The 18,478-nt window shown below is 68.8% G+C and carries 15 protein-coding genes; 5 read left to right on the top strand and 10 right to left on the bottom strand.

Annotated elements, in window-relative coordinates:
- Window positions 1-127: 127 nt before the first annotated feature.
- The 7 genes from alr to PGN12_04900 form a co-directional block, all read right to left on the bottom strand.
- Window positions 128-1,174 carry an alanine racemase gene (alr, locus tag PGN12_04930; GenBank protein ID MEH3103231.1) on the bottom strand — a complete coding sequence of 349 codons (1,047 nt, stop codon included), beginning with the start codon at window positions 1,172-1,174 and terminating at the stop codon, window positions 128-130.
- Between the two features lie 351 nt (window positions 1,175-1,525).
- Window positions 1,526-1,831 carry a hypothetical protein gene (locus tag PGN12_04925; protein MEH3103230.1) on the bottom strand — a complete coding sequence of 102 codons (306 nt, stop codon included), beginning with the start codon at window positions 1,829-1,831 and terminating at the stop codon, window positions 1,526-1,528.
- Window positions 1,832-1,843: 12 nt separating this feature from the next.
- Window positions 1,844-4,198, bottom strand: a complete 2,355-nt coding sequence (locus PGN12_04920) for an RNB domain-containing ribonuclease (GenBank protein ID MEH3103229.1) — start codon at window positions 4,196-4,198, stop codon at window positions 1,844-1,846.
- A gap of 133 nt (window positions 4,199-4,331) precedes the next feature.
- Window positions 4,332-5,108 carry a metallophosphoesterase gene (locus tag PGN12_04915; GenBank protein ID MEH3103228.1) on the bottom strand — a complete coding sequence of 259 codons (777 nt, stop codon included), beginning with the start codon at window positions 5,106-5,108 and terminating at the stop codon, window positions 4,332-4,334.
- Between the two features lie 57 nt (window positions 5,109-5,165).
- Complete coding sequence (locus PGN12_04910; GenBank protein MEH3103227.1) at window positions 5,166-5,795, bottom strand: DUF1190 domain-containing protein; 630 nt, start codon at window positions 5,793-5,795, stop codon at window positions 5,166-5,168.
- Between the two features lie 10 nt (window positions 5,796-5,805).
- A complete protein-coding gene (locus PGN12_04905) occupies window positions 5,806-6,219 on the bottom strand; it encodes a DUF350 domain-containing protein (GenBank protein MEH3103226.1) in 414 nt (137 codons plus the stop codon).
- 302 nt (window positions 6,220-6,521) lie between these two features.
- Window positions 6,522-7,163: a DUF2491 family protein gene (locus PGN12_04900; GenBank protein MEH3103225.1), complete on the bottom strand. Its 642-nt coding sequence runs from the start codon at window positions 7,161-7,163 to the stop codon at window positions 6,522-6,524.
- 88 nt (window positions 7,164-7,251) lie between these two features.
- Between PGN12_04900 and PGN12_04895 the strand changes: the two genes are divergently transcribed.
- Genes PGN12_04895 through PGN12_04885 form a run of 3 tightly spaced genes read left to right on the top strand, consistent with a single transcriptional unit; the run spans window position 7,252 to window position 9,593 of the window.
- Complete coding sequence (locus tag PGN12_04895) at window positions 7,252-7,677, top strand: YjfI family protein (protein ID MEH3103224.1); 426 nt, start codon at window positions 7,252-7,254, stop codon at window positions 7,675-7,677.
- Window positions 7,678-7,691: 14 nt separating this feature from the next.
- Window positions 7,692-8,420 carry a PspA/IM30 family protein gene (locus PGN12_04890; GenBank protein MEH3103223.1) on the top strand — a complete coding sequence of 243 codons (729 nt, stop codon included), beginning with the start codon at window positions 7,692-7,694 and terminating at the stop codon, window positions 8,418-8,420.
- 6 nt (window positions 8,421-8,426) lie between these two features.
- Complete coding sequence (locus tag PGN12_04885; GenBank protein MEH3103222.1) at window positions 8,427-9,593, top strand: glutathionylspermidine synthase family protein; 1,167 nt, start codon at window positions 8,427-8,429, stop codon at window positions 9,591-9,593.
- A gap of 147 nt (window positions 9,594-9,740) precedes the next feature.
- Here the strand turns inward: PGN12_04885 and PGN12_04880 are convergent, their stop codons facing one another.
- From PGN12_04880 to PGN12_04870, 3 genes are all read right to left on the bottom strand, one after another.
- Window positions 9,741-10,163: a VOC family protein gene (locus PGN12_04880; GenBank protein ID MEH3103221.1), complete on the bottom strand. Its 423-nt coding sequence runs from the start codon at window positions 10,161-10,163 to the stop codon at window positions 9,741-9,743.
- Between the two features lie 181 nt (window positions 10,164-10,344).
- The gene (locus PGN12_04875; GenBank protein MEH3103220.1) at window positions 10,345-13,665 is read right to left on the bottom strand and encodes a glycosyltransferase; all 3,321 of its coding nucleotides are present in this window, start codon (window positions 13,663-13,665) and stop codon (window positions 10,345-10,347) included.
- Window positions 13,666-13,733: 68 nt separating this feature from the next.
- Entirely contained in the window at window positions 13,734-14,414 is a 681-nt protein-coding gene (locus tag PGN12_04870; GenBank protein ID MEH3103219.1) for a Crp/Fnr family transcriptional regulator, read from the bottom strand.
- 259 nt (window positions 14,415-14,673) lie between these two features.
- Between PGN12_04870 and PGN12_04865 the strand changes: the two genes are divergently transcribed.
- On the top strand, window positions 14,674-18,048 hold the full coding sequence (locus PGN12_04865; GenBank protein MEH3103218.1) for an amidohydrolase family protein: 3,375 nt from the start codon (window positions 14,674-14,676) through the stop codon (window positions 18,046-18,048).
- Window positions 18,026-18,190 (top strand): hypothetical protein, encoded by a 165-nt coding sequence (locus tag PGN12_04860; protein ID MEH3103217.1) that lies wholly within the window; start codon window positions 18,026-18,028, stop codon window positions 18,188-18,190. Before PGN12_04865 ends, PGN12_04860 begins: the two co-directional genes overlap by 23 nt.
- The last annotated feature ends 288 nt before the right edge of the window (window positions 18,191-18,478 follow it).

The following is an 18,478-nucleotide window of genomic DNA, read 5'->3' as shown; positions in this document are numbered from 1 at the left end:
AAGGCCGGGGCCCAGTTGGGAAGGCCGACGTGACGAAGCGGAACGTGCGTCATCTGCGTCCCTGAACCAGACCCCGGCCTTCGCCGCGATGACGACGGGAGATGCAGGGAGGTCAGCGGATCAACCGCTACGACCACACCCGCTCGAACCGGTCCGCCAGCCCGGTCAGCAGCTCGTACTGGCTGACCCCGCTCGCGGCGGCGACATGGACCAGATCGTCGTCGAACCGCACCCAGTCGCCTTCGCGCACCGCCGCGGCACTGGCGTCGAGTGCCAGCAGATCCATCGACACGCGCCCGATCACCGGCAGCGGCACATCGCCCGCGAACGCGCACCCGCGGCTCGACAGCGCGCGGCGATAGCCGTCGGCATAGCCGAGATTGACCACGGCCACCGCCACGTCGCGCTCCGCCCGCCACGTCGCATTATAGCCGACCGTCTCGCCCGCGCGCACCGTCCGGCATTGCAGCACCTCCGCCGCGATCGTCGCCACCGGGCAGATCGCCCCCGCCAGCCCCGCGACCGGCACTCCGCCGTACAGCGCCAGCCCCGGCCGCGTCAGGTCGAAATGATAGCCGTCACCCAGCGCGATCCCCGCCGAATTGGCGAGGCTCATCCGCCGCGCCGCTGTCCGTCCTGCCAGCGCCGCGAACCGCGCGCGCTGCGTTTCGTTGAGCGCATGGCCCGGCTCGTCGGCGCAGGCGAGATGGCTCATCAGCGTGTCGATCGCCAGCCCGTCGAGCAGCCCGCCCGCGACCTCGGCCCCCGCGATGCCGAGCCGGTTCATGCCGGTATCGACCATCACGTCGCACGGCTGCCCGGGCGCGACCAGCCGCCAGCGCGCGATCTGCGCGGCGGTGCTCAGCACCGGGCGTACGCCGGGCAGATCGGGCAGCGGCAGGTCCGCCTCGCGCAACCCGTGCAGCACCGCAATCGTCGTGTCGCGCCCGGCGATCAGATCGGCGATCGCCGCCGCCTCCGCCCAAGTCGCGACGAACAGGTCGCGACACCCGGCATGGAGCAGCCGCGGCACCACGTCGCGCGCGCCGAGCCCATAGCCATCGGCCTTCACCGCCGCCCCGCACGCCGCCGCCCCGCTCAGCCGCGCCAGCGCACGCCAGTTGGCGACCAGCGCGTCGGAGGAAAGATACAGGCGGTTGGGACGATGCGACATGCCCGCCCGGTTAGCGCCTGCACGCGCCGCGCGCCACCGTCGTGCGGGTCATCCGCCTGTGGATAAGTCGGGGGATAATGGGTCGGCAGACGGTGGGCAGCCCGCTTGCTGACCTGTGGACAAGCTGTGGAAAGAGTGTGGAGAGCACGCGCGAAGACATTGTGCGGGCCGCTCGTCCGGCGGCCAGCACAACCGTGACTGCCAAACCTCAATGATGCAGGACGCCCGCAACCAAGCGCGTCATTGCGAGCGCAGCGAAGCAATCCAGAGTCGGATCAGGGCGCCCTGGATTGCTTCGCTCCGCTCACAATGACGGATCAAGCGTGAGAATGTCTCGGTAAGGGCAGCCGCCTACCCGCCGATCGCCATCGCCCCCGCCGCCGCGAACCCGGCAATCGCGAGGATCCCCAGCACTCGCGCCAGCGACTCCTTGCGATAATCCGACAGCCGCGCCTCGTTGAGCCAGTACAGCCCCTCGGGCGTCTTCTCGATCGCGCCGAACGCCACCATCCGCTCGAACACGCGCCGGTCGAGCCGCGACTTGGGGGTTGGGAACTTCGTCGCGGTCTCCTTCGCCGTCGCGCCCGCCGAGGTGAAATGCCAGGTGACGCGGTTGCGCGCCTTGGCGATCAGCGCCGCCATGATCGTACCGGACATGCGAACTCCTTCTTACTTCTTGCGATTCTGATGGCGCAAATTGCCGGGCCGCCCGCGCCGCTTGAGCACGCGCGGCGGCTTGATGCCCTTCGCGGGCGCACGCTCCGTCCGTGCCCCGCCGTAACGCCCCTCGGGCAGCTCGAAGCGCAGCGCGCCCGACACCGGATTGGCCTCGGCGAGCCGCAGCTCCAGCCGCTGCCCCTGCGCATATTCCTCGCCGCTCTGCTCGCCGACCAGCCGCCGCGCCGCCTCGTCGAAGCGGAAATACTCGCCGCCCAAATCGCGCACCGGCATCAACCCGTCGCCGCCGATCCCGTCGACGGTCGCGAAGAACCCGAAATTGGTCACCCCGGTGATCCGCACCTCGACCAGTTCGCCGACGCGCTCCGACAGGAAGGCGGCGACATAGCGGTCGATCGTCTCGCGCTCGGCCTCCATCGCGCGGCGCTCCAGCTTGCTGATCGTCGTCCCCGCCAGCTCGAAATCCTCGTCGCCGTTCAGCCCGCCCGGCCCCAGCGCGTACGCCGACACCAAAGCGCGATGCACCATCAGGTCGGCATAGCGGCGGATCGGCGAGGTGAAATGGGCATAGCTGCCCAGCGACAGCCCGAAATGCCCGTGATTGGCGGGCGCATAATAGGCCTGCGTCTGCGAGCGGAGGATCTGCTCCATGATCTCGGGCCGGAACGGCACGTCGCCGACCCGCTCGAGGATGCGGTTGAAGGTCGCCGGCTTGACGACCTGCCCCAGCGCGAACGGCACCTCGAACGTCTCGAGATAATCCTTGAGCGCGACCAGCTTCTCGCGCGCCGGCGCTTCGTGGACGCGGTACATCACCGGCGCCTTCTTCGCCTCCAGCGCCTTGGCGGCGGCGACGTTGGCGGCGATCATGAAGTCCTCGATCAGCCGGTGCGCGTCGAGCCGCTCGCGCGCCGCCACCGACATGATCCGCCCCTTTTCGTCGAGCACCACGCGCCGCTCGGGCAGATCGAGGTCGAGCGGCTCACGCTTGTCGCGCGCCGCCGCCAGCGCGCGCCAGCAGTCCCAGAGGGGTAGGAGTGCGGGCAATAGCCCTCTCCCCGTTGGGGAGAGGGTGGGGTGAGGGGCCGAGGTCTCACCGAGACCATCGCCCGTGGCAGCCCCTCCCCCAACCCCCTCCCCGGAGGGGCGGGGGCTTAGTGCATTATCAATCCACGCCTGCGCGTCCTCGTAAGCGATATTCGCCGCCAGCCGCACCACCGCCCGCGTAAACCGCCAGCTCTTCAGCGCCCCCGCCTTCGTCACCTGCAAGTGACACGCCAGCGCCGCGCGATCCTCGCCCGCCTTCAGCGAGCAGACGTCCGCCGACAGCACCTCGGGCAGCATCGGCACGACGCGATCCGGAAAGTAAACCGAATTCCCCCGCGCGCGCGCCTCGCGGTCGATCGCGCTGCCCGGCCGCACATAGAAGCTGACATCGGCGATCGCGACGATCGCCTTCCACCCACCATGGTTGGCGGGATCGTCATCGGGGATGGCCCACACCGCATCGTCATGGTCGCGCGCGTCGGCAGGATCGATCGCGACGATCGGCAAATGCGTCAGGTCCTCGCGCCCGTCCCCCAGCGGCTGCCGCGCCGCCTTCTCCGCCGCATCGAGCGCATCCTGCGCGAAGACATCCGGGATTTTATGCTTGTGGATCGCGATCAGCGAGAAACTGCGCGGTGCGTACGGATCGCCGAGCCGCGCCACCACCTTCGCCATCACCCGCGGCGGCCGCCCCGCGATCTCGGCGCTGACCAGATCGCCCGCCTCGGCGCCGCCGGCATCCGACACCGGATATTCGCGCCGCTCCTTCTTCTCGACGCCCTGCAACCACAGCCGCTCGCCCTCGCGCCGCAGCACCCCGATCACCTGTTCGGCGGCCGGCGCGAGCACCTTCATCGGATGCGCAGTCCAGCCGCCGCCGGTTTCCTCGGTCCGCGCAAGGATCCGCTCGCCCACGCCCAGCGCGCCGCGCTTGCGGTCGCGCACGCGGATGCGCGGGGTGGGCACGTCGGCCTCCCAGCGCTCGGGCACGCCCCAGACGTTGCCGCCCTGATCGACGTCGACGATCCGCAGCACCGTCACCTTGGGCAGCCCGCCCATCTTGTGGGAGGCGCGACCGGGCGCGGAGTCGATCAGCCCCTCGTCGCCCATGTCCTTGAGCAGCGCCTTGAGCGCGATCTTCTGCTGCGCGGTCAGCCCGAAGGCGCGCGCGATCTCGCGCTTGCCCGCGGGCGTCGCGGCGGAAGTGATGAAATCGAGGATCTGCTCGCGCGTCGGCAGGCCGGGGCTGGGTTTCTTGGGCACGGACGGGAGATAGGGGGTGTGGCGCGCGAAAGCCATCGAGTTAAGCCTTCTCCCCCTTTGGGGAGAGGGTTTGGGTGAGGGGCAGGTGTCTCACGGAGAGGCCGGTCTCGGTGAGACCCGAACCCCTCACCCAACCCCTCTCCCCGGAGGGGAGAGGGCTACCTCGTCCCTACCGCCCCGCCGCGCTCATCTCGCTGATCGGATACACCGGCTGTGCCGACATCGTCCGCACCAACGTCTCGAAGCGATCCCCCTCGACCCGTATCTCATTGAACGCCGGCGGCGAATTCCGCGTCCGCTTCGACAGCGTCCCCGCGCCGATCATCCGCAGCCGCCAGCCGTTGCGCTCATACGGCATGTCGAACGGATCATGGACATGCCCCGACAACACCGCATGGACCCCGGCATCCGCCAGCGCCGCCAGCGCCTCGTCGCCACGCTTGGTCTTCGCCGTCCCCTGGCTCCCGCCGTCGATCAGCGGATGATGCCCGGCGACGAAGATCAGATTGCCGCGCGGCGCCGCCTCGACCAGCGCCAGCGCCCGACGCAGCGAGCCATGGCTCACCCGTCCCTTCGACCAGTTCCACCGCCATTGCGCGCGCGCCGTGGTCTTGAGCGGGACGATCGTGATCCCATGGATCTCCAGCGGCCGCTCGATCATCTTCTCGACCGCGGCATAGCGCGAGTAAGGCGCGAACAGCCGCCGCAGCGGGTCCCAATAATAGGGAATGTCGTGGTTGCCGACTTCCAGCGTCACCGGCACGCCGAGGCTCTTCAGCCACGCGCCGCCGTCGTCGAACTCACGCTTGGTCGCGCGCATCGTCAGGTCGCCGGTCATGATGACCGCATCCGGCTTTTCTTCCGCCACCACGTCGCGGAACCACGCGACCGCGTCCGGGTCCTCCGCGCCGAAATGAACGTCGCTGACGTGGAAAAGCCGGGTCATCCCTGTCCTTTGTTCGTTTGACCTCAGCGCGAACGCATCACGCGCCGATCGGCTGCGTCACCCGCCGAACGAGCGCCCGCCGCTCCAGCCGCCGCTCGACCGCGCCGAGACGCGCCCGCCGAACCCGCCCCGCGAGACGACCGAGCTGCGCGTCTGGATGCGCTGCGTGGTGATCGGCGCGGTCACCGCGCGCGACCCGACCTGATAATTATACCCGCGCCCGCCATAGCCGCCGCCGTACAGCCACGCGCCCGACGGCGTGTACCAGCTGCCGTCGCGACGGTTCTGGTACAGGCCATTGTAGCGATAGCCCGATCCGTCGAGCAGCCGCCCGATCATGAACCCGGTCAGCAGCGGCACGAAGAAGCTCTGCCCGCCCTCGTTGCGCGCCAGACATTGCCCGGACCCGAACTGGTCCTCGCACAGGTCCTTGGCCTCGAAGCGCGGCGCAGCCATGCTGTCGGTGCCCGCGGCTTGCTTGGCGGCATCCTCGCACGTCACCTTGGCGAACGCACCGCTCGCGACACATTCGTCGACGGTCTTGAACGCCGACACCTCGGTCGGCGGGCCGAATTGCTGTTGCTGGTCGGGGGTGCCGTCGCAGCCGGACAGCATCGCCAGCGCGCCGGCGGCGGTCAGCCCGGCGGCGGCGGAACGCTTGCGGCGGGTAGGAAGGGAATCGGTCATCGCGGCGCTTTCAATAGCTCATGCAGGCGGCGTTGAGCAGCCCGACCGCGATCGACGTCGCCGCCATATAGACCGCGCTCGCGACATTGCCGGTTTCGATCCGCGCCACCAGGTCGCGGATCACGATACGCCGCACCACCAGCGACGCCACCACCTGGATCACCCCCGCCAGCACGCCCCACGCCACGAACTCCAGCGGGTTGGCGGTCACCTCCAGCGCCGAGGCGAGCGGTAGCGCGAACCCGACGATCGCGCCGCCGAAGGTGATCGCGGCGGCCATATTGCCCTCCGCGACCAGCCGCCGTTCGTCATAGGGCGTCGAGACCTGATACAGCCATTTGAAGATCGCGAGGAACAGGCACGCGATCGCGAAGGCGATCAGGAAATGCCCGGCCCCGAACAGAAAGGCGGTCGTATCGAACATGCGTGCTCCCCTTTTTACGCGATCGATGATCCTTCTTCCGTCATCCCGGACTTGATCCGGGATCCCGCTTCTTCTTGCCACGCTCGCGAAGAAGAAGCGGGGCCCCGGATCAAGTCCGGGGCGACGAGGGAAGGAGGCGTCCGTCGCTGAAACGCCGACCTTTGATCGACCCTAGCGGATAAGCTCCTCACTCCAAAATCGTCATTGCGAGCGTAGCGAAGCAATCCAGGGCGTCCTGGTCCGGCACTGGATTGCTTCGCTACGCTCGCAATGACGGCTGAAAGCAAGCGCCGTCCCACCCGCTACGCACTGAACTCCGCCGGCGACAACGGCAGCCCGATCATGATGTCATGCGTCGTCTCGCCCCCCTCCGGCCGCGCCGACAGCGCGAGCAGCAGCTCCTGCCCCTCCGGCGCCAGATCGCGGACGTAGAGCATACATTGCTGACGGATCTGCTTCACCGGTTCGCCATCCCGCTCATAGTAAAGCGCTTCCCACAATTGCACCGGTGGCTGCACCCGCTCGTCGCCGTCATACCAGAAGCGGCGGAAGGGCGGCAGCCCGGCCTCGTTCCACACCGGCTGGCTCAGCCGGTCGCGGAACGCCGCATCGTCCCAGCCGCCGGTCGCATAGGTCGAGGACCATGGGCGGAACAACGTGAAGTCGTCGGCGTCCGATCCGTCGGGCTGCTGGCTGACCGCCTGCAGCATCAATTCGTCGTCGGTGTAGAAACGGTGGACGTACCCGCCGCCGTCGTCGAGCTTGATGATCCCCTGCGCGGTGATCTCCAGCGTGTCGCGGTCGAGCGTGAAGGTGCCGCCCGCCAGCCGCCGCCACGCCAGCGCGTCGAGCCGCACCATCCGTCCGATCGTCACGTCGCGCACCACCGCCACCGCGCTGCGCGCCGCGTCGCGTCCGCCGCCGAACAGGCTGCCGAAGATCATGTCGCGCGCGTTCCCGTCAGCCCATTCACCTTGCCAAAGGCTGCGGGCTTATGCTTGGAGTGTCAAGCATAGCGATAGGACGAAGAGCGTGGACGACACGGCACGGGTGTGGACGATCGGGCGGCTCGCCGAGGCGCTGGGCGCGGACGAGCACGGCGCGGAATTGAGCGTCGAGCGCGTCGGCGACGTGCTGCGCGTCACGATGCACGAACATGGCGATCTCGCGGTGTTCCTGAGCGTCGCGGGCGAGCAGATCGTCGTCTCCAGCCTGTTGTGGCCGGTCGCCGAGATGGACGATGCCGCCGCCTTCAACCACTTCCTGCTCAAGGCGCAGAAGCTGGTCCCGCTGTCCAATTTCGCGATCACCGAGGTCGACGGGCGTGAATATTACGAGCTGATCGGCGAGCTTTCGATCGAATCGACGCTCCGCACGATCGTGATCGAGCTGCGCGTGCTGGCGCACAATGCGCTGGATGCCGCGGCCGATCTGCGCCACGCCTTCGCTGCTGCCTGAGGAACACTGATACCATGTCGATGTGGAAGCAATTCGTCACGCTGATCCGCGGCACCGCGCACGAGGCGGGCCAGTCGGTGGTCGACGCGCGCGCGCTGACGATCCTCGACCAGCAGCTGCGCGACGCCGGCACCGCGCAGGCCAAGGCGCGCGACGATCTCGCCACCGTCACCGCCAAGCGCCGGCTGATCGAAAAGGACATCGAGCAGCTCTCGGCGCAGCGCGACAAATACGAAGCCTCGGCGCGCGCCGCGATGGGGCGCGGCGACATGGACCTCGCGCGGGAGGTGGCGGAGCGGCTGGCGCAGATCGAGCGCGAGCTGAACGCCAAGAATCCGCAGGTCGCCGACATGCGCGGCGCCGAGGACCGGATGCGCGGGATCATCAAACAGGGCGACGGCAAGATCGAGGCGCTGCGCCGCGAGGTCGACGTCGTCCGCGCCAACGAGAGCGTCCAGCAGGCGCAGGCGCAGATCGCCAGCAACACGCACGGCGCACAGTCGCAACTGGGCTCCGCCGCCGACAGCCTCGCACGGCTCAAGGAACGGCAGGCGGTGCGCGAGGAGAAGTTCCGCGCCTCGGCCGAACTGGAGGACATGCGCACCGGCGCCGATCTCGACGCCAAGCTGGAGCGTGCCGGTCTGTTGCCGGGCGCGTCGAGCGCCGACGACATCCTCGCCCGCCTCTCCGCCCCGCGCGACGGCGGCGAAGCGAAACGCCTCGACGACAAATCCGGCGGCTGACGCGCGGTGGAACGCATCGTCACCGGGGAGCGCGCCGGGTGGGAAGAGACCGCTCGCGCGATGGGTTTCACCTTCCATCATATGGACGGCCAGCGTTACTGGGACGAACGCGCCTATTACCGCTTCTCACTCGACGAAATCGAAGCCGGGATCGAGACGCCGAGCGCAGAGCTGCATTATTTTTGCCTCGATCTGGTCACTGAGGTGGTGAAAAGTGACACCCTGATGCGCCGGCTCGCGATCCCCGAGCCGATGCGCGACGTGGTCGCGGCGTCGTGGAAAGCCAACGCCCCCTCGCTATACGGCCGCTTCGATTTCGCCTATGACGGCACCGGCCCGGCCAAGCTGCTGGAATATAACGCCGATACCCCGACGAGCATCTACGAGACCGCGCTGTTCCAATGGCAATGGCTCGAAGACCGCATTGCCGACGGCGCGCTTCCGGCGGACGCCGACCAGTACAACCGCCTCCACGACGCCCTCGTCGCGCGCTTCGGCGCACTGCTAACGCACGGAAGTCTGCTGCATTTTTCGAGCGTCGCCGATCATGAGGAAGACCGGCAGACCGTCCGCTACCTCGAAGATACCGCGCGTCAGGCCGGGCTCGACCCCGCGTTCGTTCCAATCGACCGGATCGGCGTCGACGGCGACGGCCAGTTCGTTGATGAAGAAAGCGTTCTGATCGCAGCGCTTTTCAAGCTCTACCCATGGGAGGACATGCTGCGCGAGCCCTATGCCGCACACCTGCCCGCGACCAAGACCATGTTCCTCGAACCGGCATGGAAGGCGATCCTGTCGAACAAGGGCATGCTCCCGCTGCTCTGGGAACGCCACCGCGGCCACCCCAACCTCCTCCCCGCCGCCTTCGCCGATGATGCCGATGGTGTGGCAGCGATCGGCGCGCGCTACGTCCGCAAGCCGCTGTTTTCACGCGAGGGCTGGGACATCGAACTCCATGACGGCACCGCGGAGGATCGCGGTCCCGAGGGCGGCTATGGAGAGGAAGGCCATATCGTCCAGGCGCTCAGCCCGCTGCCGGTGTTCGACGGCCAACATGCGGTGATCGGCTCATGGATCGTCGGCGACGAGCCGGTCGCGCTGTCGATCCGCGAGGACGACGGCCCGATCACCCGCGACCTCGCCCGCTTCGTCCCGCACGCGATCGTCGGCTGACATATCCCTTTAGCCGTCACCCCGGCGAAGGCCGGGGCCCAGTTGGGAAGGCCTTGGTAACAGGGCGTTGCGCGTCATTACGATCGTCCCGAAGCTAGACCCCGGCCTTCGCCGGGGTGACGCAGGTAGAGGGGCAACCGATAAGCGTTACTTCGCCGCCACCCCACGGCTGTCGCTGACCTCCAGCCAATAGCCGTCCGGGTCCTGCGTATAGATCTGCCGCACGCCGTCGAAGCGCGTCTGCATCGTGCGCGGCTTGCCCGCCAGATCGGTCCACGGCCGCTTGTGCGCGTCGAGCCACGCGGTCACGCTCGCCAGATCGTCGACATGGATCGCAACATGCTCGTTGATGTTCGACGGCTTGGGCGCGGTCCGGCCATCAAGGATGTGCATCGCAAAGCCGTTGCCGAGATCGATCCAGCGCCGGTTCGGCAGCGGCTGCTTGATGAGCTGGAGCCCGAACGCCTCGTGGTAGAAGGTCGCGCTGCGATCGATGTCGGAGGCCTGGATCGCGACATGCTCGCCCTGCGCGGCGGCGGCGAGGACGAACAGGGCAGATAACAACGACATAGACGGCACGCTCCGACAGGGATCAGGTCAGCCACGCTACCGCATTTTGCCGCCCGCGCCACCCCGGCGAAGGTCTGTCCTACACCGTCCCACATCCGGCATCACGCCCTTATGATGCCGCCGTCCATCCTCAACATTCACCCCGCCAGCGTCTCAACATTCGCAACATTCGCGGGTATGGTCACGCCGCCGCGCGCAGCGGTTCCGGCGTCGCCGTGCCCGCGTCGTTCACCGCGACGCTGCCGGTCCGCTCCAGCTTGCCCCAGCCGACCTTCGGCCCGGTCGCGGCGACGTACAGCGCGCGCAGCACCACCGCGTAGAGCAACTGGCGATAGCCGAACCGCTGCATCAACAGGCGGACAGCCGGGAAGCGCGCCTCACGCCCGTCGAGCCGGTAGGCGATCCACCCGCACGCCAGATCGACCGCCGCGAACGCCGCCCAAAACGCCACAACGGTCAGCGCATCGCCACCCGCCGCATCCCAGCCGCGGTCATGAACTCGCCACGCCGTCCCGCCGACTCCGAGCAGCAACGCGATGTCGATCAGCGGCGCGGCGAGCGTGAACAGGAACTGGAAGACCAGCGCCTGCGGCAACCCCACGCGTCCCAGTCCACCGTGCTGCCCGAGCGCGCCGCGATGCTTCCACAGGCATTGCAGCGTACCGAACGCCCAGCGGAAGCGTTGCTTGAACAGCGCACGCACCGTCTCCGGCGCCTCGGTCCAGGCGATCGCGTCATTGTCGCACGTGACCTGCCATCCGGCGCGCTGCACCGCGATCGTCAGATCCTGGTCCTCGGCCAGCGTGTCCTCGGGATACCCGCCGACCGCGTCGAGCGCAGTGCGCCGCCACGCCCCGACGGCGCCGGGCACGACCGTCACCGCGCCGAGCGACAGCAGCGCACGCCGCTCGAGATTCTGCGCGGTGACATATTCCAGCGCCTGCCAGCGCGTGATGACGTTGGTACGGTTGCCGACCTTGGCGTTCCCCGCCACCGCACCGATCCGCGGATCGGCGAACCAGCGCGTCAGCTTGGCGATCGTGTCGGCCTCGAACTGCGTATCGGCGTCGAGCGCGATCACCACGTCGCCGCGTGCTCGGGCCAGCGCGGTGTTGAGCGCGCGCGCCTTGCCGCCATTCGTCAGCGTCAGCAGCCGGACGCGCGGGTCGATCCCGAACGCCGCCTGCACGATTGCGCTGGTGCCGTCGGTCGAGCCGTCGTCGATCACGATCACCTCGATCCGCGGCCCGGTGCTGGCGAGAATGCGCCGCACCGATGCCTCGATCACGCGCGCCTCGTTGAACGCGGGGATCAGCACCGAGACGAAGGTCGGCACCAGATGCGGTGCATTGTCCGGCACCGCCTCGCGACGCCGCCGCCTCAGCGCCAGCCCGGTCAGCGCTACCGCCCGCGCCATGCCGATCGCGATCACCACCGCGAACAGCACCGCGCCCGCATCGCGCAGCCACGCCAGTCCGTCGAACAGCCCGCGCGTCCCTGCCGCATCGGCCGCGGCATGACCCTGCAACCGCGGCATGACCGTGGTGCGCGGCAAGCCGGCAAGCGTCGAGACCGGGACGAAGTCATAGCCCCGCGCCCGCAGCCCGCGAATGATGAGCGGCAACGCCTTGATCGTCTCGGTGCGGTCGCCGCCCGAATCGTGGAGCAGCACGATCTGCGCCGGCCGCTCGGCAGTCCCGGCCGCGACCTGCGCGATCACGCGCCGCGCAATCACCTCCGCCCTCGGCCCCTGCCAGTCGAGCGGATCGACGTTGAGGCCGACCGTCAGATAGCCGAGCCGCGCCGCGACGCGCGTAGCGTGCAATTCGTCGCGACGATCGGGATCGGCGTCACCGAGGAATGGCGGGCGGAACAGCGTCATCGCGCGCCCGGTATACGCCTCGACGATCCGCCCGGTCGCCTTCAGCTCCAGCGCGATCGCCGCCTCGGACCGGCGCGACAGATCGGCGTGCGAGGTCGAGTGGTTGCCCAGCTCGCCGCCCTGCGCGACGATCCGACGCAGCAGCGCGCCCTGCCCCAGCGCATTGGCGCCGGTGACGAAAAAGGTCGCGGGGGCGTGCTCGCGCGCCAGGACGTCGAGGATCGGCGGCGTCCAAACCGGATCGGGGCCATCGTCGAAGGTCAATGCGATCTGCCGTCGATGCGCGCCGGTGCGCTCGACGGTATCAGCCTGCGGCAATCGTACGAAGCGCGCCGCACGGATCAGCCCGTCGCGCCACGTCACCTTGCGCACGCCCGGCGTCGCCTCGGCGGACATCCGCATGATCTCGCCCTGCCCGCGCACCGCCACCCCGGCCGGGGCGGGCAAATTGCGCAGATCGGGTCGCGCGGTGCCGGACAGCGCGCGCCACACCGCCGGATCCTCGCTGCCCAGTCGCCACAGCGCCACCCCGGCGGCACCGGTGCGCCGCACCACCGCCATCTCGTTGGCGGCACTTGGCGCGTCGAGCATCCAGACGTCATGGTGCCGGCCATCGCGCTCATAGCCGAAATGGCTGTTGCCGCTGGCGGCGTCGAACACCGGCGTCACATCCGCCTGCGCGGCCAGTGCCAGCGCGTCGGCGATCGCGAGCGGCTCGGTGGTGCGGCCCTGCCAGTCATAGGCATAGCTGCCGATCGCGACGATCGCCTTGTTCGCCCCGGCCTGCGCCACCGCCTGCGCGACAACGCGCGCGAACCACGGCTGCGACGCGATCGGCCCCGCCGCCCCGCCCATCCAATGCTCGTCATACGCCATCAGCACCAGCCGATCGGCCACTGCGGCATAGGCGCGCAGGTCCCAGTCCGGATCGGCGACCGGCGTCGCCAACGCCACCGTCCAGCCGCGCGGCGCGAAGCGCGCGCGAAGCTCGCCAAGGAAGATGCGGTAATCGCGATGGGCGCTCACCGGCAGGCTTTCGAGATCGAGCATCACCCCCGCGCCACGCTGGCGCGTCACCAACGCGACGATCTGCTTCGCCAGCCGCGTCCGCGCACCGCGATCGGCGAGCAAGGCAGCGGTGCCCGCACCGTCCCAGCTCCCGTCCGCCGCCGCATTCTGCACCATCGGCAACACGCGCGGACGATGCGCGGCGCGCGCCAGCACCTGCCGCATGAACCGATCATCCTCAGCGATGAAGCGGTGGTCCGCGCCGGTGACGGTAGCGAGCCCGGGGACCAGCCATTCCAGCTCGTCGACATGCGCCGCGAGCGACTGCCGCGACGGCGCGTCCCACGGCATGTAAAAGCCCATCGTCCCGCCCGTCAGCGCCGCACCGCTCCCGGCGGGCAACCACGCGCCGGACGACATGTCGTGCGCCGGTGTCGCCGTAGCGGCCTGCGGCGCGTCGGGCATGGCGAAGCGCGGCGCGACGGCTGCGACCGGGCGCAGCACGGCCCCGATCAGCAGCGTGGCGAGCAGCAATGGCACGCACACCGCGATGCCCAGCGCCACACGCACCCGCCGGGCACGCCGCCCGCTGGCATCGTAGAAAATCGCCACGCCTGTGCCCGTCCCATCGTTCCGATCGAGGACAGCCCGTTAGACGGCGTTGACGAACAAGCGGTTAACTACGGCGCGTCCAGCACCTCGCCGTTCAGCAACCATGCGACGTCACTCGTCATCACCCGCTGCTGCCGCGCGGACATCGCGCGCAGCCGCGGCGCGTCGATCAGCACGACGCGGTGTCGATCGCGCGAAACCAGCTTGTTCTCGGCCATTTGGCGGAACACGCGGTTCACGTGCACCGCGGTCAAGCCGAGATGATCGCCGATCTGCTCCTGCGTCAGCGGCATGTCGAAGCCATCCTCGCTCGCCACACCCAGGGCGCGCAAACGTTCCTCGACATCGAGCAGCAGCGCCGCGACGCGTGCGATTGCCGGGGTCCGCCCAATGGCGGCGAGCCGGTCCATCAACGCTACCCGCTCACGCTGCACGCTCAGGAACATCGCGGCTGCGAAACGCGGCGAGGAAGTGAACAGCGCCCCGAACGCCGCCAGCGGCACGCGTCGGATCGTCACCGCCGTCAGCGCCGTCAGTGTGTCCGCCGCTTGTTCGAGGCACATGCTCGGCGTGCCCAGCATGTCGCCGGGCAGGTGGAACTTGACGATCTGCCGCTCGCCGCCGGGCAGCAACACCGACGCCCCCACCCAGCCGTTGACCAGGATATAGACATAGCGCGGCGCCTCGCCCTCGCGGCGCAACACGGCATGGCGTGGCAACGACACCGGCGCTTCGCCAAGCGACCGCACGCGTGCCTGATCCTCTTGGGACAGTTGAACGAATTCTTCGAAGCGATGAAAGGGTAAACGTTCCGGCACACGATCTTCCCGAGAAATCTTCACGCACCCTAGACATGATCGTGCGGACCTAGCGCTGATCCATTTTATGCCGACGATCACTTTCGCATCATCAAGGCCGGCGCTGCGATTTGGCACGTGACGCGCCGCACGGATCACGGCACGATGGCGGCGCAATCAGGGGAAATCTCTTAACGTGACCTTTCGCGCCATGACCGCCGTCGCCTTGTGCCTGTCCGCCGCGCCGCTCGCCGCACAGGACAAGCCCGTCGAACAGACCCAGGTGCCCGAGAACGAGGCGACCGCGCCGACCCCGGATCCGGTCGGAACGCTGCCACCGCCTGCCCCGGCGAGCACGGCGGCAGGCACGAAGGAGGCCAAACCCGCCAAGTGGGACGTCAACGCGCCGCGCGGGCTGCGCACGAAACAGGTGCGGATCGCGACCGACGAAGGCAGCTGGATGAACGTCGACGTGTCGCCGGACGGTCGGACGATCGCCTTCGACCTGCTCGGCGACATCTACACGATGCCGATCGCGGGCGGCACGCCGACGCGCATCGCCGAGGGGCTGGCGTTCGAGCATCAGCCGCGTTTCTCGCCCGATGGTCGCCGGATCGCCTTCACCTCCGATCGTGGCGGCGGCGACAACATCTGGGTGATGAACCTCGACGGCAGCGACAAGCGGCAGGTGACCAAGGAGGACTTCCGCCTGCTCAACCAGCCGACGTGGAGCCCGGACGGGCGCTTCATCGCCGCCAAGAAGCATTTCACGACCGGCCGCTCGCTCGGCACCGGCGAGGTGTGGCTCTACCATGTCTCGGGCGGCGGCGGGGTGCAGCTCGTCAAGCGCGCCAGCGAGGTGCTGCAAAAGGAACTGGGCGAGCCGATCTACGCGCCGGATGGCAAGAGCATCTATTACACGCGCAACGTCTCGTCGGGGCCGATCTTCGAATATGCGCAGAACTCGCGCACCGACCTGTTCGACATCGAACGCTATGACATCGACACCGGCGAGGTGACGACCGCGGTCAGCGGCGTCGGCGGCTCGGTGCGCCCGACCCCGTCGCGTAACGGCAAGATGATCGCCTTCGTCCGCCGCGACGACAATGTCACCAAATTGTGGGTGAAGGACTTTACGAGCGGCGTCGAGCGGATCGTCTACGGCCCGCTCGACCGCGACGTACAGGAAACCTGGGCGGTAACCGGCGTCTATCCGAACATGAGCTGGACGCCCGACGACAAGGCGATCGTCTTCTGGTCGGGGGGCAAGCTGCGCCGCGTCGGGATCGACGGCGGTGCCGCCAGCGTGATCCCGTTCGGCGTCGATGACACGCGCGTCATCGCCGAGGCGACGCACCCGCAGGTCGAGGTCGCGCCCGCACGCTTCATGACCAAAGCGACGCGCTGGGCGACCGTCTCGCCGGACGGAAGACAGGTGGTGTTCGAGACGCTCGGCAAGCTGTGGATCAAGCCGCTGGCGGGCGGCGCGCCCAAGCGACTGACCCGCGCCACCGACGAGCTGGAGCTGTGGCCGAGCTGGTCGCGCGACGGGCGCACGATCGTCTTCACCGGCTGGACCGACGCCGGGCTCGGCCAGATCCGCACCGTCGCGGCGAGCGGCGGCGCGGCGACGGCGGTGACGAATGTCGCCGGCCATTATCGCCGCCCGCGCTTCTCGCCCGATGGCAAGACGATCGTCTTCGAACAGGGCGAGGGCGGCGAGCTGACTGCGGCGCGCGGCAACTCCGGCACCGGCGTCTACCGCGTCGCCGCGACCGGCGGCGCGCCGGTGCGCGTCGCGAAGGACGCCGCCGCGCCGCAATTCGGCACCGCCAGCGACCGCGTGTTCCTGATCGTCAACGAGGGCAACAAGCGCCAGTTGGTCAGCACCGATCTATCGGGCGAGAACCGCCGCGTCCATGCCGCCAGCGAGCTGGTCAACGACTTCCAGATCTCGCCGGCCGGCGATTACGTCGCCTTCCGTCAGAATTACGAAGCGTTTGTCATGCCGCTGATGCCCGGCACGCAGGCGGTCGAGGTCGACACCAAGTCGGGCGCGCTGCCGGTGACGCGGGTCAGCGCGGACGGCGCCGACTTCATCAACTGGTCCGACAACGGCAAGCGCCTTCACTGGAGCGCCGGCCCGACGCTCTATTCCGCTGACACCGCCGCCTTGTTCCGCGCCGCGCCGGCCGACGAGGACGCGGCCAAATTCGCCGCGCCGCGCAGCGGCGTGTCGCTGTCGATGGACGTCGCCGCCGCCAAGCCGACCGGCACCGTCGCGCTGACCGGCGCGCGCGTCGTCACGATGGCCGGTGCCGATGGCGGGATCGTCGATGACGCCACGGTGCTGATCCGCGGCGACCGGATCGTCGCGGTGGGACCGCGCGCGTCGGTGCAGATCCCGGCAGGCGCGGCCACCGTCGACGTCACCGGCAAGACGATCGTCCCCGGCTTCGTCGACGCGCACGCGCACGGGCCGCAGGGCGACGACGAGCTGGTCCCGCAGCAGAACTGGTCGGCGATGGCCAATCTCGCGCTCGGCACCACTACCGTCCACGATCCGTCGTCGCGCTCGGCGGAGATCTTCCCCGCCGCCGAAATGCAACAGGCGGGTCTCGTGCTTGCGCCGCGCACCTTCTCGACCGGCGAGGTGATCTATGGCGCGAGGAGTCCCGATGTCTACGCGCAGATCGACAGCTATGACGATGCGCTGTCGATCGTCCGCCGGCTGAAGGCGCAGGGTGCGCACAGTGTCAAGAACTACAACCAGCCGCGCCGCGAACAGCGCCAGATGGTCGTCGCCGCCGCGCAGGCCGAGGGGATGGAGGTCGTGCCCGAGGGCGGGTCGCTCTACACGCTCGACATGACATTGGTGTCGGACGGCAATTCGACGCTCGAGCACAATGTCCCGCTCGAACATTTCTACAATGACGTGCTCAGCCTGTGGGCGCAGACCACGGTCGGCTACACCCCGACTTTGGTCGTCGCTTATGGCGGGCTGGCCGGCGATCCGTACTGGCGTGCGCACAGCGATGTGTGGCGGCACCCGTTGCTCACCCGCCACGCTCCGCCCGCGCTGCTCGCCGCGCAGAACGCCCGCCGCCCGATCGCGCCCGAGGAGGATTATGTCGACGGCGCCACCGCGCGCGAGGCCAAGAAGCTCGCCGACAAGGGCATCCATGTCGCGATCGGCGCGCACGGCCAGCAACCGGGGCTAGGCGCGCATTGGGAACTGTGGAGCTTCGTGCGCGGCGGAATGACCCCGATCGAGGCGCTGCGCGCCGGCACGATCGCCGCGGCGACCTCGCTCGGCTATCAGAAGGATGTCGGCTCGCTCGAACCGGGCAAGCTCGCCGATCTGGTGGTGCTCGACGCCGATCCCACCGCCGACATCCGCAACAGCGACAGGATCAGCCGCGTGATGCTCGGCGGCCGGATCTACGACGCCGCGACACTCAACGAAGTGGCGACCGGCAACCGCAAGCGCCTGCCCTATTGGTGGGAAACTTCCGGCGCTCCGGGTGCCGACAGTGGCGCGAAGGTGACGGTCGGCCACGGCCATGGCAACAGCGACCAGGATTGACGATGCGCCTCCAGCGGCCTTCCTCGCAGCGCTCGAGAATTGGCCGCCGGGCTATGGCGAGGGCGTGTACGATGCCCGCCGCTGGGGCGTCACGCTGACCGAGAGTCGCGATCGACGGCGCGTCTGGCTGTACGGCGAGTAACTCGGCGGCGTGACCCGCGTGAGCTTCAACCTCTATCGGCTTGCTGGCGGACGCGTCGCGCTGCGGCCGTGCGAGATGCCGGCGGCAACCGCGATCGCCTTCGTGCTCGGCTATCGCGCCGGATCGCGTTGCCGCCACCAGCGTCCCAGCCATCGGAAGCGGCACGCGAGTGTAGCTCGATGGCAGAACAATATCTTCCCAGGCTCACGTTCCAGCGGCTTTTTCGCAGTCGTGACATGAACCATTCCAGATCTTCGATCGAAAATGGTGAAAAATCTCTGCGACGGG

This window comes from Sphingomonas phyllosphaerae (genome assembly GCA_036946405.1).
GTDB lineage: Bacteria > Pseudomonadota > Alphaproteobacteria > Sphingomonadales > Sphingomonadaceae > Sphingomonas > Sphingomonas phyllosphaerae_D.
Note: the sequence above shows the minus strand (reverse complement) of the source record. Positions and strands in the feature narration are given on the sequence as shown.

Bases quoted from the DNA above. Each gene is read 5' to 3' on its own strand.
- alr (MEH3103231.1), bottom strand. From the start codon at position 1,174: ATGTCGCATCGTCCCAACCGCCTGTATCTTTCCTCCGACGCGCTGGTC.
- PGN12_04890 (MEH3103223.1), top strand. From the start codon at position 7,692: ATGTCGATGTGGAAGCAATTCGTCACGCTGATCCGCGGCACCGCGCAC.
- PGN12_04880 (MEH3103221.1), bottom strand. From the start codon at position 10,163: ATGTCGTTGTTATCTGCCCTGTTCGTCCTCGCCGCCGCCGCGCAGGGC.
- PGN12_04910 (MEH3103227.1), bottom strand. From the start codon at position 5,795: ATGACCGATTCCCTTCCTACCCGCCGCAAGCGTTCCGCCGCCGCCGGG.
- PGN12_04860 (MEH3103217.1), top strand. From the start codon at position 18,026: ATGGCAACAGCGACCAGGATTGACGATGCGCCTCCAGCGGCCTTCCTC.
- PGN12_04920 (MEH3103229.1), bottom strand. From the start codon at position 4,198: ATGGCTTTCGCGCGCCACACCCCCTATCTCCCGTCCGTGCCCAAGAAA.
- PGN12_04905 (MEH3103226.1), bottom strand. From the start codon at position 6,219: ATGTTCGATACGACCGCCTTTCTGTTCGGGGCCGGGCATTTCCTGATC.
- PGN12_04865 (MEH3103218.1), top strand. From the start codon at position 14,674: ATGACCGCCGTCGCCTTGTGCCTGTCCGCCGCGCCGCTCGCCGCACAG.
- PGN12_04925 (MEH3103230.1), bottom strand. From the start codon at position 1,831: ATGTCCGGTACGATCATGGCGGCGCTGATCGCCAAGGCGCGCAACCGC.
- PGN12_04915 (MEH3103228.1), bottom strand. From the start codon at position 5,108: ATGACCCGGCTTTTCCACGTCAGCGACGTTCATTTCGGCGCGGAGGAC.
- PGN12_04900 (MEH3103225.1), bottom strand. From the start codon at position 7,163: ATGATCTTCGGCAGCCTGTTCGGCGGCGGACGCGACGCGGCGCGCAGC.